12 protein-coding genes are annotated in these 14,930 nt (G+C 54.9%); all 12 read right to left on the reverse strand.

Going from position 1 to position 14,930, the window contains the following annotated elements:
- Window positions 1-7: 7 nt before the first annotated feature.
- The 12 genes from Q0816_RS10665 to Q0816_RS10720 all read right to left on the reverse strand — a co-directional run bounded on the left by Q0816_RS10665 (window position 8) and on the right by Q0816_RS10720 (window position 14,928).
- The gene (locus Q0816_RS10665) at window positions 8-1,279 is read right to left on the reverse strand and encodes an ABC transporter permease (RefSeq protein WP_298850203.1); all 1,272 of its coding nucleotides are present in this window, start codon (window positions 1,277-1,279) and stop codon (window positions 8-10) included.
- Window positions 1,276-2,196 (reverse strand): ABC transporter permease, encoded by a 921-nt coding sequence (locus Q0816_RS10670; protein ID WP_298850205.1) that lies wholly within the window; start codon window positions 2,194-2,196, stop codon window positions 1,276-1,278. Before Q0816_RS10670 ends, Q0816_RS10665 begins: the two co-directional genes overlap by 4 nt.
- Before the next feature lie 12 nt (window positions 2,197-2,208).
- Window positions 2,209-3,321, reverse strand: a complete 1,113-nt coding sequence (locus Q0816_RS10675) for an ABC transporter ATP-binding protein (protein ID WP_298850207.1) — start codon at window positions 3,319-3,321, stop codon at window positions 2,209-2,211.
- Window positions 3,322-3,437: 116 nt separating this feature from the next.
- Complete coding sequence (locus Q0816_RS10680; protein ID WP_298850208.1) at window positions 3,438-4,562, reverse strand: extracellular solute-binding protein; 1,125 nt, start codon at window positions 4,560-4,562, stop codon at window positions 3,438-3,440.
- A gap of 146 nt (window positions 4,563-4,708) precedes the next feature.
- Window positions 4,709-6,673: a beta-galactosidase gene (locus Q0816_RS10685; protein WP_298850209.1), complete on the reverse strand. Its 1,965-nt coding sequence runs from the start codon at window positions 6,671-6,673 to the stop codon at window positions 4,709-4,711.
- Window positions 6,670-8,316 carry an amino acid ABC transporter permease gene (locus tag Q0816_RS10690; protein ID WP_298850210.1) on the reverse strand — a complete coding sequence of 549 codons (1,647 nt, stop codon included), beginning with the start codon at window positions 8,314-8,316 and terminating at the stop codon, window positions 6,670-6,672. Before Q0816_RS10690 ends, Q0816_RS10685 begins: the two co-directional genes overlap by 4 nt.
- A 64-nt stretch (window positions 8,317-8,380) precedes the next feature.
- Window positions 8,381-9,130, reverse strand: a complete 750-nt coding sequence (locus Q0816_RS10695; protein ID WP_298850211.1) for a basic amino acid ABC transporter substrate-binding protein — start codon at window positions 9,128-9,130, stop codon at window positions 8,381-8,383.
- A gap of 22 nt (window positions 9,131-9,152) precedes the next feature.
- Window positions 9,153-10,199, reverse strand: coding sequence for a LacI family DNA-binding transcriptional regulator (locus Q0816_RS10700; RefSeq protein ID WP_298850212.1), 1,047 nt, complete (start codon window positions 10,197-10,199; stop codon window positions 9,153-9,155).
- Complete coding sequence (locus tag Q0816_RS10705) at window positions 10,199-10,948, reverse strand: sugar phosphate isomerase/epimerase (RefSeq protein ID WP_298850214.1); 750 nt, start codon at window positions 10,946-10,948, stop codon at window positions 10,199-10,201. The genes Q0816_RS10700 and Q0816_RS10705 overlap by 1 nt, the downstream gene beginning before the upstream one ends.
- 80 nt (window positions 10,949-11,028) lie before the next feature.
- Window positions 11,029-12,111: an ABC transporter ATP-binding protein gene (locus tag Q0816_RS10710; protein ID WP_298850215.1), complete on the reverse strand. Its 1,083-nt coding sequence runs from the start codon at window positions 12,109-12,111 to the stop codon at window positions 11,029-11,031.
- A gap of 3 nt (window positions 12,112-12,114) precedes the next feature.
- On the reverse strand, window positions 12,115-13,770 hold the full coding sequence (locus tag Q0816_RS10715) for an alpha-amylase family glycosyl hydrolase (RefSeq protein WP_298850217.1): 1,656 nt from the start codon (window positions 13,768-13,770) through the stop codon (window positions 12,115-12,117).
- Between the two features lie 9 nt (window positions 13,771-13,779).
- Window positions 13,780-14,928 (reverse strand): carbohydrate ABC transporter permease, encoded by a 1,149-nt coding sequence (locus Q0816_RS10720; protein WP_298850219.1) that lies wholly within the window; start codon window positions 14,926-14,928, stop codon window positions 13,780-13,782.
- Window positions 14,929-14,930 lie beyond the last annotated feature (2 nt).

The raw sequence follows: 14,930 nt of genomic DNA on the forward strand, positions 1-14,930 counted from the left end.
TGCGCCGCTATTCGTCGCCTTGCAGGCTGTTGGGGTCAAACACCCCCCCAAAACCACTGTTGTTTGATGGAGCGCTTTCTGGTTCAGAAACGCCATCTTCACCTTCGGTTTCACTGCCATCCAGCGAGTTCGGCGCGAACACATTGCCAAAGCCGCTGTTATTCGATGGTTTCGGAGCAGTTTGCGCGCCGCCTTGTTCGGCTTCTTCAGCTTCACGCTGCTTGCGGCGCTCCTCGCGCTGTTTGCGCAGTTCCTGAATGCGCTGTTCCGCTTCCAGCTGCTTTTGCTCGCGAATATCAGCGATACACTGCCCCGGATTGTAGGTTGCCGCCGTTCCCACAACGGTGATCGTGGCGACGGCAAAAACAACCAGCAGAACAGCAGCCATGTTACCAGCAAAGAAGCTGGGCAGTTTGATCTTGCCTGCCAGTTCCTCAACCGTTGCATTCTTGCGCGCAACAGCCACCAGTTCCTGACGCTTCAGCTTGGCTTCGTTCATTAGTGCGAAGAACACTGTCAGCGCTACGATGATAAAGGCCAGTGCCGAAATAGCGGGCGTGATGCCATAGCGGACTTTTTGGGCCAGCTCAATCGTCAGCGTCGGGTATTCACCAAAGGTGAACGTCGTGGTGTTATAGTTCTCGAATGATGCGAGAAACGCCAAGACCGCTGCCGATGCAATCGCCGGGCGCATGAACGGCAACAGGATCTTGCGGAAAGCCTGTGCGTGGCTGGCACCAAGGTCCAGCGCCGCCTCGGTCAAGGCAACATCATAGCGCTGCAACCGCGCCACCAGCACCAGCATACAATAGCTGGCGATAAAGGTGGATTGGCCGATCACTGTCAGGAAGATACCATTCGACAGGAAGCTGTCCGCCCCCAGCCCCAGCATGCGGTTGATCCGGTCCCAGAACACCAGTGTCGAGATACCCAGAACCACGCCCGGGATCAGGATCGGTGCGATGATAATCGTATAGTACGTCGCGCGCAGCTTGGGCCAAATCTGTGTCAACATCAGCGCGCCCGCCAGGCCCATCGCCACGGAAAGCACAACCGTTCCAAGACCGATGATCAACGAGTTCTTGATCCCGTTCAGGATACGCTGATCCTGAAACAGCTCGCCAAACCACTGGAAGGTCAGACATTCCCATGGGCTCATCCGAGGGAACCCGGACGAGTTGAAAGCGGTGATCGACATGATCACCAGCGGACCCAGCAGATACAGGAAGAAGATCGCCAGATAGACCCAGATGCTTATGCGGAGGAAGGAATTATTCATTTCCCGATGTCCCCCATGTTCACTTTGAACAGACGCATCACTGCAAGGACGAACAGGATACAGGTCACCAGCAGCACGATCGCGTATGCAGCCCCCTGCGGCCAATCGTTGTTGTCATTGAACTGCTGATAGATCAGTTGGGTGAACCACAGGCTGGACGGACCGCCCAGAATCTGCGGCGCAGCCAGCGCACCGGCGGACAACATGAACACCATTGTACAACCCGAGCTGATACCCGGCTTGGCATAGGGAATGACCACACGCCAATGAATCCGCCACCAAGGCGCACCAAGGTCGCGCGCCGCTTCGATCTGGTTTTTGTCCAGACTTTCAATGACGTTGTACATCGGGAAGATCATCAGCAGGATATAGGCATAGCCCAACCCGGCGTAGAGCGCGATGTCGTTACGGATGAAATCAAACGGCGTATCCCAGACACCCAGTCCCAAGAACAGTGTGTTCAGCACCCCTGTCTCACCGAAGATGATGCGCAACGCAAATGCGCGCAGGATTTCGTTGATCCAGTAAGGGATGATAAGCATGATCGCAAAAATGCGGATATGGCTACCTTCGGATTGCCCCAGATAGTAAGCAATCGGATAACAAATGATCAGGTTGAAAATCGTGACGCACACGGCCGCCACGAGGGTGCGGAAGAACACCCTCAGGTCGACTGTGTTATAGTCCTGACTGCCTCCCTCGGGGCCGTAGATCAGGTATTTGTAGTTCTCTAGCGTATAGACGTCCTTTGGTCCGCCAATTTCTGGCGGTGGCAGGTTCGGACGGAACGAAAAGTCCAGCATCGACAGCTGCGGCAGGATGATCAGGCCGATTGTCCAGAACAGGACCAGGCCCAGGATTGCTAACCCCATACCGGTGCCGTTGCGATTGAAGAACTCCTTCAGAAACTGGGGCATGAGTTGGTCCCCTTATTCTGCGGCCAGTTCACCCGCCGGGACGATGACGGCGTTATGCGTCTCGTATTCCAACGTGATGTTCTGTCCGGTGTGATCGTCGAAAGACTGTCCGTGATTCGGGATCGACACTTTGATCTCTTTCCCACCTTCCCCTTCGGTAAAGATGTTGAAGGCGTTGCCTTCGAACTCTTCGTGGTTGACACGCGCCGTGACGAAATGATCGCCTGAGGCGCCATCGGGTGCAATGGCAAAGGCTTCGGGGCGTACGAACATCATTGCGTCGTCGCCTTCCTTCATCTTGCCTTGATTGGTTGTCGAAATCCGCGCCACCAGATCGCCCGAGCGATTGGTCGCAATCAGAGCCTCATTGCCCATGATTTGTTTAACTTTGCCGCGAAACACGTTGTTTTCGCCCACAAAAGAGGCCGCGAAAGCCGTATTGGGATCATTGTAGATGGTCTTGCCATCGGCAATCTGATCGATCACACCCGCGCGCATAACAGCGATATTGTCCGACATGGTCAACGCTTCTCCCTGGTCATGGGTGATATAAATGAATGTGATGCCGACGCGCTTTTGAATTTCACGTAGCTCGGTCCGCATGTGTTGGCGCAGTTTTAGGTCAAGTGCCGACAGCGGTTCATCCAGCAACAGAACGTCAGGCTCGGCGCACAAAGCACGGGCTATAGCAACACGTTGGCGCTGACCGCCTGACAATTCGTTAGGCAGTTTGTCCCCCTGATCCGGCAGCGCGATCATGTCCAGAAGCTCATCGGCGCGCTTGCGGCGTTCGGCGCTGCTGGCACCTTTGATTTCCATCGAAAACGTGATGTTTTCCCAGACCTTCATCAACGGGAACAGCGCGAGGTTCTGAAAGATCAACGCCGTAGGCCGCTTGTTGGGCCCGATGCCCCGCATGTTATTGCCACCAATCAGAACATTGCCTTCACTGGGCTCAAGGAACCCTGAAACAGCCCTTAGGATGGTTGTTTTACCGCAGCCGGACGGCCCGAGGAACGAAAAGAAATCTCCCCCGTTGATTTTGACGTTTGCATCGCGCACGGCGACGAAGTCACCGAAACGGATCCACAGGTTTTCCAGATCGACTCCGACCCCTGCACTCATTTTTGGTATCTCCCTGAGGCACGCACTTTCACCGCACCACATAACTGTCCGTTACGCCGGAGCGGCGCACAGATGATTGCCCCTCGCAAATCGCGAGGGGCCAGGTTTCGAAACGCTTAAGCGCTCTTGAACTTATTGACGAACTCGGTCCGGGTTTCCGCATACCAAGGCGCTTCGGCCGGCCATGGGTTGAGGTTGGCCAGAGAGTCGCCCGGATAGGCCTCTGCAAAGTTCTTTTTGTAGGTGTCGCCCGAGTATTGGTCTGCGCCCAGAACAGGTGAGTTGTACCCGTGGCTGTCGATGGCAACACCAGCAGGCTTGGCCTGATAGGCGAAGTCGATGAAGGCGTAGATCTGATCGATGTTCGCCGCGCCTGTTGGAATCGACATGCCGTCAACCCAAGCCATCGCACCTTCAACAGGTGCCTGATAGTGCACAGGCTCACCAGCAGACTTCAGCGCCAATGGCGGGCCGTCCCAGGTTTGACCTACGATGACGCCTTCGTTCAAAAGACCGTTTTTCTGAGTGTCGGCATCGTTCCAGATCAGCTTGATGCGATCCTTGCGTGCGACACACCAGTCGGTGATCTGACCCCAAACTTTGCGCATGGTGTCTTCGTCACCATAAGCGGCCCAGACCGAACCGGGCTCCATCTCGCCAACGCTCTCCATGTAAAGACCGGCACCCAGCATCATCGAATGCGCGCGGCCCATGGTTTTGCCCGCATTCGCTTCCGACCACACATCGCCGTAAGATGGCGCGTCACCTTCCGGTAGCCACAGGTCAGTTCGGTATGCGATTCCTTCAGTACCCCAGATATGCGGCAGCCAGTGTGCACCAGAACCACCAAAGTCCCAGGCGTCGGTGCCGATCTTGGCCATGGCAGGATTCACCAGATCGATTGGAACCTTGTTCATGTCAAAGGGCTGGAGCAATTCCAGTGGCTCCCACTGCAGCGAGCGGTTGTTGGTGGGTGAGACGATGTCAAAGCCCTGGCCCTTGGTGGCCTTCATCTTGTTGATGATCTCTTCATTCGAGCCGATACCGGTATAGTTCACCTTGATTCCGGTAAGAGTCTCAAACTCTTCGATAAAGCTGGGTGGCAGATAGTCCGACCACATCAGAATGTTGATTTCGCCCGACGAAGCCAGAGCGCTCTTGCTGTACAGAGGCGCTGCAAGAGCCGCAGCACCTGCGCCTTTCAGCACAGTGCGTCTCGAAAGTGTCGAATGTTTAGCCATAGGTGTTCTCCCAATGTTGGATTAGTTTGTTTTTGTTTTTTATTCATAGGACTTTCTGTGCCCGTTCGTCAGTCCAAAAGTGACAGTTTGCGGAATTCTTATATCCAGATTTGATTTTTGACACGTTTTGGTTGCATTTCAGGGCGTTAGTTTTCCTTCCAGACAGTGAAATCGCGTGCGTTGACTGGATCAGAGCCAATCAGGATGCGCCGCGGTCCACCAGCAGGCAGGGGTTTGGACATGTCACCAAAATTGAAGGCAAAATGCAATGTTCCGCGTCGCGCTACGCGCATGTCGGGGTCGCAGTCCAGAAGATCCAACCCAGCCCATTCCAAGACATTGCACATAATCACATGCAAAAGCGCACCGCGCGGGACCATGGCCAGATACGTTGCACAATCCGAACGGATGATCGCAGGGCTGGCGTCGCAGTAGGCGCTTTTGAAACGTGCCAGGACATTTGCTTCGGTCTCGACGATTTCTCGCCAGCCTGTGAAGTCAAACTTTTGACCGTCCAACAGCCGCACAGATTCTTCCGCGATATCGGGAAGCGATTCGACCCGCACAACACGAACGCTAGTCAAATCCGTCAAAACACCTGGGGCCAGGTTCGAAGGGGTGCGCATCTGGGAAGTTTTGCTGCCAGAACGGGCGCCGATCAAGAGCTTGGCCCCGGAGCCCTCGAGTTTGGCGGACAAATCCGTCGTCACAATCATGCTTTGCGGCAGAATGATGAGCGCGTAGCCATGCAGTTCATCTTCAGGGCCCACAAAATCAATTTCGACCCCCAGCACGCGCAATGCGGCGTACCATTCACGGAAGATATGGGTGTTGGGGAAGTCATTGTCATGCGGAAGGATATCCGCAGCCCAGATCGAAGTGTAATCCAGCAGCATGGCCACCGAGGCTTTCTTGCGCGTCGTCGGCGGCAACGTTGCTCGGTCTTTCACAATCTGGGCCAGTTCAATAGCGGCTTGATCCGGGCTGTCATCCGAGCGCAACAAGGCGGTATGGTATTGTTCTTGTGCGAAATTTGCTTGCCGCCAGCGAAAGAACATAACAGCTTGCGCACCGTGTGCGAAGGCGGCCCAGGTCCAAAGCCGAACCATCCCTTCTGCCGGAGAAGGGTTCTTGGCAGCCCAGTCCACCGGCCCCGGCTGCTGTTCCAGTATCCACATCCGACCGCGCCCCTGACTTCGATACAGGTCGCAGTGGAAACCTTGGTAGTCAGGCGCGCCAGTCCGCAGATAGCGACGCTTTTCTTCGTCTGACAAGGTTGAGCCCATCAGGTTGCCCAGCGGGTAACTGTCGAACCCAACGATATCCAGATCGGTGGCCACTGCGTGGTGATCAAACTCGAAACTGCCAGCCATGAAATTGTGAGTGATATCCCGGCCCGGCGCGTGCTCACGCAGAACATCCACCTGAGTCTTGTTGAACAGTCGCACCCGATCCGAGGAATAGCGCGCAAAATCCAATGCATGCGTCGGGTTGGGCGTGGCGACGAGTCCGTTGGGTAGTTCAATCTGAGCAAAGGCAGAATAGGTCGACCCCCAGAACACTGTACCCCACGTTTCGTTCAAGGCATTGATTGTGCCATACTTGGTCTCAAGCCAGCGCTGAAAACCCGTGCGTGCGGCATTGGAGAAGCTGAGCACTGAATCGTGGTCGTTGTATTCATTGTCGATCTGCCACGCACAGACAAAGGGGTTCTTGCCATATCGACAGGCATATTCCTTTGCTATCCGCTGTGCTTCCGCCAGATAGATATCGCTGGAAAAACAATAATGCCTGCGGGATCCAAAGCCCCTCACCCTTCCATCCGGACCCACAGGCAAAATATCTGGGTATTCGTCGATCAACCATTTGGGCGGTGCTGCCGTGGGTGTGGACATCATGACCTTCAGACCAGCCTGCCCCAATACATCGATTATTTCATCCAGCCACTCCCATTGGAACTGTCCGCGCGAGGGTTCGATTAAGCCCCAGGTGAATTCGGCAATTCGAACCCAATCCAGCCCCATCTCAACCATCCGCGCAGCATCATCGCCCCAACGGGACGAGTCCCATTGTTCAGGGTAGTAACAAACCCCCAATTCCAGTTTGCTCATCGATTATCCTTTGCGGTGCGTCGCTCGATCCACTTCAGGAAACTGGCGCAGGCGAGTGTGAGGACGACGTAAAGGATCGCTGCTGTATTGAATGGGGCAAAGGGCAGGAAACTTGCGGCCTGAAACTCTCGCATTCTTTGGGTCATGTCCCGAACGGACAGAATGGACAGCAAAGATGTGTCCTTGATCATCGCGATAAACTCATTGCCCAAGGGTGGTGTCACGATCCGCAGCGCCTGAGGCAGGATAATCAATCGCGCAGTTTGCCACCGCGACAGACCCAAAGAGCTGCCCGCCTCCAGTTGGCCTTTCGGGATAGCTTCAATTCCTGATCGGAAAATTTCGGCCATATAAGCGGAGTACCCAACCGAGATAGCGATGATACCGCGCGTCATGTTGGTCATGTCGATACCGCCGCTTGTTACATCCTTGACCGCACCCGCCAGCGGCAGCCCGATGTAAAGAATAATCACCAGCATTGGAATGCCACGTATTGTGTCCACAAAGAACTCCGCCCCGACGGCCAGAGGGTGCAATTTGTGCTGGGCTCCACCAATGGTCAGTGTCAGTAGAAGAAACCCGATCACGGCGAATGCAAGTGCCGGGTTTCTGTATTTGTCAGGTAGAAAACTGGTCTGCCACAGAACCGGATAACCTTGCGTGTTTGCCTCGACCGGGACAAAGGCACCGGAAACGCTGTCGACGGATTCAATCTGCTCCAGCGCAGTTGCTGCATCAGTGGCGCTACGGATGCGGTATTGTTGGTCTCCTGAACCTTCGAACTCGCCAAACCGGATGATATCAGCTTGCGCCTGAGGGGTACCGCGCATGATTGCGATGCGCCCTTCGGTGCCGCCGACCAAAACATAGTTAACTTGCGGTTGCATGAAGAAAAAGGCCGATATTGCCAGCAACGTCAGGCTGATCGAGCCATAGATGATCGTTGTGCGCGCCCGGGGTTTGAAGGATTGCAGCCCGACCCAGATCAGGCCCAGAATGGCCGAGAAGATATAGGCAAAGATGGCGGCGCGAAATGTAATGGCGACGCCTGTTGCAAACTGCCAATGCGCCATGAACATCAGATAAAACAAAACAGCGCCGGTCAAACATTCCAGGCCAAGAAGAATTCGGCCACGCCAGGGGGGCCGCAATCGGGCTGAAAAAAAACAAAGTGCCATAACGGCCGTGTAGATTGCCAAGTGAATTTGCAGGCCTGTCTGGACCTGATCAACGACGTCAGGAAACAACACCCAAGTCTGACTCGACCTGTCTATGAGGGTCGAGGTGTTTTCGCTGAGCGCATAAAAGAACACCGACTCGGCGAAGGGCATCAGGAGATGAGGAAAAACAAGGCTGATGACCAAAAGCGCAACCGATGCCGGGAACGCAGTAAGAGCACAAATCCGCAACCAACCAGGCGCCTGATCTGCAAACCGTGCGTGGCGGGCGCTGAGATACCCAAGGATTGCCACGGTCGCGACAAGCAGAAAGCCCACAAAGATAGGGCCCGCATTGTTGCCGATCCCCAGAATGGCGGTCAGAGATCGCAAATATTTCGAGGAAGTCGCGAACAGGTAGATGATGAAAGGTGCGGCTGCAAACAACACAAGGTTGCTCGGGCGGATCGTACTGAGGCGCAACATGGAACTTCTCCGCTTATACAAGGTCCGGCAGAGAACGCTGCCGGACCAAAGGGACGCTATAGGATCAGTTGGTGCCCCAGTACTTGGCTTTTAGTTCGTCCAGCGTGCCGTCCTCCTGAATGGCCGTCAGGCCGGTATTGATCGCGTCCACCGTCGGGTCGCCTTCCTGAAAAACGATGCCCAGAGGGTCGGATTGCAGGCCTGTGATGCCGACGGTCAGCTCTCCTGCAAACTCCTGCTCGTAGGCCGCCGCCGATGTCCCGTCGATGATCACGCCCTGAACATCTGCGTTCTGCAGCGCCAGAATTGCCGCCGAGAAATTGTCATACAGGCTGACATTCTCGCGCCCGACAAGTTCCTCCGCCAATTGGGCATTGGTGGTGGCTGTTTGCGCCGCCAATTTCTGACCACCTGCTTTGAAATCATCTAGCGTCATACTCGCATTGTCGACCTGCAGAAGAATGGCTTGGCTGACAACGATATAAGGTTCGGAAAAGTCCATGGTCTCTTCGCGTTCCGGTGTGATCGATACGCCCGAAATGACCAGATCGAACTCACCCTGCTGAAGAGCCGCGAAAATGCCGTCCCATGCTGTGTTTACAAAGTTTGGGACACAATTGACCTTTTCGCAGATCGCATTCATCACGTCGACGTCAAACCCTACAATCTCTCCGGTCGCTTCATCCACGGTTTCCATCGGCGGATAAGTTGCATCGGTTCCGATCTTCAGAACGCGACCGTCCAGATCGGCGGCGAATGCCGCTGGTGCTGTCAATGTGACCAGAGTAGCGGCGGCAAGTAGGTGTTTTAACATGTTCGGTTTCTCCTTTGTTGGATCAGGTGGTCTGCGCCATACCCGGCGCTGGGGTGTCAGGTTGCCGCTCGATCAACGTGGCCCTGATCTTTTTTTGTGTCTCTGACGGGTCGACCCCGTCCAAGGTTTTCAGCATGAACTCACCCAACAGACGGCTTGTTTCGGCAATCGGCAGGTAATAGGTGCTGGGCGGTGGTACGAAATACTGGCTGAGTTTCAGATCGTCATTTGAAATTACCACAACATCCTCGCCTACCCGAACTCTGGTCTTGGCCGCGGCGGACAAGGCACCAAGGGTCATTGCCTCGTTGGCGCAAATGATGGCGCTTGGTCGGTTGGGCAATTGCATGAGCGCACCAAAGGCTTTCTGGCCGGTTTCTGCAGTAGTTGGGCCGGTCAAAATGAGAGTGGGGTCAAAATCCGCGCCATAAATTGAAAGAGCGTCGACATAGCCCCGGCGGCGTTGTTGCGCATAGATCAGATCATCCGGGGGGTTTACCAATGCAATCCGGCGATGCCCAAGGCCGAGCAGCCGAGAAGTCGCATCATAAGCAGCAGTCTGACTATCGAGGTCCACGTAAGGATGCTGTTGGGCACTGTCGCTCATGCCATAGGTGACAAAGGGAAATCCCTCGTCTTGCAGATAGGCGATACGCTGGTCATTCACACGCGTTCCGGAAAAGATCACTCCATCAGCCAAACCTTCCTGCACGATGGATTTTAGGGTCTGCAGCGCCGTGCCCCCATCAGGTATACTGAATACGGTCAATTGATAGCGCGACCGCTGAACCGCATTGGATATTCCGGCCAGGATACGTGTAAATTCCACTCCCTCCCATTCTTCGGCGGCAGCATCGGAAACGCCGACCAACACGGCGATCCTATAGGATTTGTTTGTGCGCAGTTTCAGACCATCCAAATTCACCCGATATCCCAGTGCGGTTGCTGCATTCTGGATCTCTTCCCGTGTTTCGCGCTTGACCGAAGGGGCCCCGCGCAGGGCATTTGACACAGTGCCAACTGAATACCCGGTTTTTCGGGCGATCGATTTGATCGTTGCTCGTGCCATCAGCCGATCCCAGCCAATTGGTCAGTCAAAAATGACCGGCCCATTTGCAAGGTTTGCCTGTGATCTGCGGTTTCATCATGTTCGACAAAAAGGTCAGTACATTCGGTTTGTGCGAGCGCTTGCAATGTACCATTCCAGTCGACGACGCCCTCTCCCAGATTGCGCCAACGCTCATCTTCTGATCCGCCTTCCGGGTCCACATCAGTAGCGTGGACAGACAGGATGCGTTCAGAATGGCGGGTGATCAAATCTGCCGAGTTCAGCCCTGCTGCAGCCAGCCAGCCGATGTCAGGCTGCCAATAGATGTTTCCTTGTGCGAGAATCTGATCGAGAGGGGTCTCGCCCGGTGCGCCGATCAGATCAAAATCATGATTGTGGTACGCAAGACTGATGTCGTGATCAGCAAGTCGACCAGCCCATTCGGACAACTGGCCTGACACCGTCTTCCATCCCCGGGCAGTGTCGGGCCGCGCCTGAGGCGCCAGCCAAGGCATGACGGCCACCCGGCATTCCAAAAGGTGCAAAACTTCGACGATATCGTTAAAGCGCGTGTCGAACTCTTCCCAGTCGAAATGTGCAGAACGAAGGTTAAGACCAGATTGACGAATGGTGCACGCCATCTGATTTGGGCTCATCGCGTGCAGGCCAGTGGTTTCAACATCCAAGAAACCGCAGTCGGCAACCAACTGCAACTGATCAGCCAGATTGCCGCATTGCCGCACAGTATAGAGTTGGGCGGAAACTCGCATTTATCACCACTGAAACGTTTCAAATATGGTGGAATGCGACCCCTAACGTTGTCAAGCGCCTTGTTGGGATGTTTCAGCTATCACATTCGCATCGAAACGCCGTTATGAAACAGATGCACTTTTTCCGGAGCTGCGGTGACGGAAACGGTTTGGCCACGCATATCTCTCTGAACACCGGGGAGCTTGGCAATTGCTGCATCACCTTCCGGGTTTTTTTCGAAATACAAAAGCGTAACTTCACCCAGCGCTTCGGTGAAATCCACGATCCCCGTCAGGATCGCGCTATCATCTGTTGTGGCAAAGTCTTCAGGGCGCACGCCGATTTTGACCTGTTTTCCCAAATCATTTTCATCGGTTGGAACCGCGGATACTGCAATGCCGCCTGACGCGAGTTCAACAGTTGTCATTGCACCTGTCCCAGTGACTTTCCCGGGCAGAAGGTTCATGGATGGGGAACCGATGAATTGCGCTACGAACTCGTTGTCAGGCGTTTCATAAAGCTCAAGCGGTGTCCCAACCTGCGCGATGCCCTTGTTGGCCAAGACGACGATCCGGCTGGCCAATGTCATGGCCTCGACCTGATCGTGGGTCACATAGATCATGGTGCTGTCAGGCATAGCCTCTTTCAGGCGCGCGATCTCGATACGTGTGGCAACCCGAAGCGCTGCGTCGAGGTTCGAGAGGGGTTCATCGAACAGGTACACTTTTGGGTCACGCACAATCGCGCGCCCAATGGCAACCCGTTGACGCTGGCCGCCGGACAGAGCCTTAGGCAGGCGATCCAGAAATGGATCCAACTGAAGAATTTGAGCGGCCCGTTCTACTGCAGCATCAATCTCGGTCGCTGGCATCTTGGCGATCTTCAGCGCGAAAGCCATGTTTTCCCGCACGGTCATGTGGGGGTACAAGGCGTAGCTTTGGAAGACCATCGCGATGCCACGTTGCGCAGGCGGAACATCATTCATGACCTGCCCTTCGATTTCCAGCGTTCCGCCTGTAATCTTTTCCAGACCGGCAATCATCCGCAACAAAGTGGATTTTCCGCAACCGGACGGGCCGACAAAAACGATCAACTCGCCCTGCTCGATATCAAGATTGATGTTTTTCAGAACGTCGACCGGACCATAAGACTTGGCGACATCCGTGAGGTTGAGTTCAGACATGCCTTATCCCTTTTTCCTGACCAACAGACAGAATTGCGAAGCACCCAGAGTGATGCCGTTTGCACCTTCGATGCCACCCAAGCCCTGACCAATGGTCTGCCAATTGCCGTCCGGCAGCTTAACTTCGGTCGCGTCCGGACCGAGATTGAAGGCACAGAAAACTTGCTCCGAACTGTCTTCACGCAGGAAAGTCAGAACCGAGCCTGTTGCGGTCATCTCGGATTGCGCCCCCGATGCCAATGCAGCGTGCGCGTGCCGAAGCTCTATGGCGCGACGATAATGGTTCAATATAGATTGCGAATCCACTTCCAGCCGGTCTACCGCCTTTTCAGCTTGCTGGATGCTTACAGGCAGCCAGGGTTCTGCGGTGCTAAAGCCCGATTGCGCATCCTGAGCTGCCCAAACCATCGGCGTGCGGCAACCGTCGCGGCCTTTAAACTCCGGCCAGAATTCAATGCCATAAGGGTCTTGCAGTTTCTCAAACGGTACATCTGCTTCGTGCAGACCCAATTCTTCGCCCTGATATAGGCAAGCAGAGCCGCGCAGGCACATCATTAGAACCGCGTGCTGACGGGCCGCCGCCTCGTTCAGATTCCACCGTGAGGCGTGGCGCTGGACGTCGTGGTTGGAAAACGCCCAACATGGCCACGCATCACCGGCTTTTGCCTCCAATTGATCAAAGACATGCTTGGTGTAACTGGCGGTCAGGGCGCGTTTTTCGAGAAACTCGAACGCATAGCACATATGCATCCGCTTATCGCCGGACGTGTACTCTCCCATGATTTCAAGCCCGCGTTGCGCGTCCCCAACCTCGCCCAGACAGGCGCGGCCCTCATATTCGTCCGTCAACGCCCTTAGTCGCTCCAAGAAAGCGATGTTTTCAGGCCGACTTTTCGAGAACAGATGATCCTGGTGATTATAAGGGTTCACCGCAGGAGCGATCGTGGCATTGCGTTGATCCAACGGCAGGGCAGGATTGTCGCGCAGGTCTTTATCGTGGAAGTAGAAGTTTATGGTGTCCAGCCGGAACCCATCCACCCCCAGATCCAGCCAGAACCGCGCCACGTCCAGCAATGCATCCTGAACGTCCGGGCAATGGAAGTTCAGATCCGGCTGAGACGTCAAGAAGTTGTGCAAATAGTATTGAAGGCGACGAGCGTCCCATTGCCAGGCCGAGCCGCCGAAAATCGACAACCAGTTATTCGGCGGCGTGCCATCTGGCTTGGGGTCAGCCCACACATACCAGTCGGATTTCAGGTTTTCACGATTGCGGCGGCTTTCGCTGAACCAAGGGTGCTGATCCGATGTATGCGACAAAACCAGATCGATCATGATCTTCAGACCTTTCGCGTGGGCCTGATCCAGAAGCTCTTTGAAATCGCCCAGCGTACCAAACATGAGATCGACATCGCGATAATCGCTGACGTCATAGCCAAAGTCTTTCATCGGCGACTTGAAAAACGGTGAGATCCAGATCGCATCAACACCCAGAGACGCGACATAGTCCAGTCGTGCGGTGATGCCTTTAAGATCACCGATCCCGTCCGCGTTGCTGTCCTGAAAGCTGCGCGGATAGATTTGATAGATCACCCCGCCTTGCCACCAGTCCGAAGACAGTTTCTTTGCTTTGCTTTGTTCAAAGTTGCTCTGCACGTTCATCAGAAGCCTCTATTTGACGGATCCGGCCAACAGGCCCCGGACCAGGTATTTTTGCATTGCGAAAAAGACGACCAGCGGCACGAAAATCGACACAAAGGCGGCGGTCGCCAGGATTTCCCAATTGCCGCCGCGTGTGCCCAAAAGCTCAACGATGCGGTTGGTCATAACAGTCGTTTGCCCGGTTGCATCAATCAGAAAGACCTTTGCGACGAGCAAGTCGTTCCATGTCCATAGGAACTGAAAGATCGCAAAGGATGCCAAGGCCGGGAAGCTGAGTGGCAGGATCAGCTTGGTAAAAATCTGGAACTCTGTGGCCCCATCAACACGGGCATTCTCGATCAAATCACGAGGCAATCCGGCCATGTAATTGCGCAGCAGGTAGATTGCTAACGGCATCCCAAACCCGGTATGTGCCAGCCAGACGCCCAGATAGCCTTTGCCAATCCCGATGCTCAGGTGAAACTTCAGCAACGGGATCAAGGCCAATTGCAACGGAACCACCAAAAGCCCGACAACGGCCGCAATCAATAGTGCCCGGCCGGGGAAGTCCATCCATGCCAGCGCATAGGCCGCGAAAGCTGCCACCAGAATAGGGATGATCGTCGCCGGGATAGTCACGGTCAGCGTGTTGAAGAACGCCCTTGCCATACTGTCCGTACTGCTTTGGTCCAATAAAACTTTTTGGTAATTTCCGAATGTGAATTCAGGCGGCAACTCAGCCGTTACGAAGATGCGTGCGCCGCGTTTGCCGGTGAATTCTTCGGTATTCTCCATCCGGTAATTGCCGGCCGCATCCACGGTGATCGTGCCACCCCGGCGCAGGTCGGTCGTTTGGCCGGGCTCAAACGCATCAACCTCGCGCGAACTGATACCCCATCTGGAAATCGTGGCCTGCTTATCTGCACCAAACAACTCACCCTGGATTACATACACGCCGTTTTCCAGCACCTGCGTCTCGGGTGCCGCACCACGCAACGTCAGGTTTTGCTCGGACGGGAAAAGTGACCGCCACCATCCGCTGGACGAGATCTGATCTGCAGTTCGGAAGGACGAAATCAGCAAACCGAGCGTGGGGATCACCCACAGGGTAACAAGGAAGATGACTGACAGGTGTACGACCCATCTGAGCGCCGGTTTTGTTCCTGCTATATCGCTCATGA

This window comes from uncultured Ruegeria sp. (genome assembly GCF_947497005.1).
GTDB lineage: Bacteria > Pseudomonadota > Alphaproteobacteria > Rhodobacterales > Rhodobacteraceae > Ruegeria.